The organism is Oleiphilus sp. HI0061, assembly GCF_001635675.1.
The window spans coordinates 1-396 of sequence record NZ_LWFE01000718.1; the positions used below are offsets into that span (position 1 = coordinate 1).

A 396-nucleotide genomic window follows, 5' to 3' on the forward strand; every position below is an offset into this window, starting at 1 on the left:
TTACAGTATTGTTGAAACGGCAAAGGCAAATGACCTTGTGCCATTCGATTATCTTCATTATCTATTGAAAGCACTTAGTAAAAGAGATCAGCAAGCAGAAATGGAAGATCTGCTGCCATGGAATGTCATACTAAATCATTAGATTCTTGGATATGTGCGCTTCGCCTTACGTTTACATCCGTTTTGCATTATTTGGACAAAACAGCGTACAAGAGAGTGAGCTAAAAGATCATACCCAATGTCGTCTTGGGAAGTATCTAATGTCAGATAAGGGCCAGTCGCTAAGTTCCAAAAAACGCTTCAAAGACCTATATGAAGATGTTCATCCGAAAGTACACGCGAAGGGTATAGAGATCTATAAGCTTGCACGAGCAGGCGCTGAACCATTATCTCTAC

The 396-nt window shown here is 40.4% G+C and carries 2 protein-coding genes; both read left to right on the forward strand.

The window, feature by feature from the left end; all coding sequences use genetic code 11:
• Positions 1-7 precede the first annotated feature (7 nt).
• Positions 8-142, forward strand: a complete 135-nt coding sequence (locus A3735_RS32505; protein WP_369808647.1) for a transposase domain-containing protein — start codon at positions 8-10, stop codon at positions 140-142.
• A gap of 10 nt (positions 143-152) precedes the next feature.
• Positions 153-396 (forward strand): CZB domain-containing protein (locus A3735_RS29580; protein WP_197485783.1); only part of this gene is annotated, 244 nt, incomplete at its 3' end.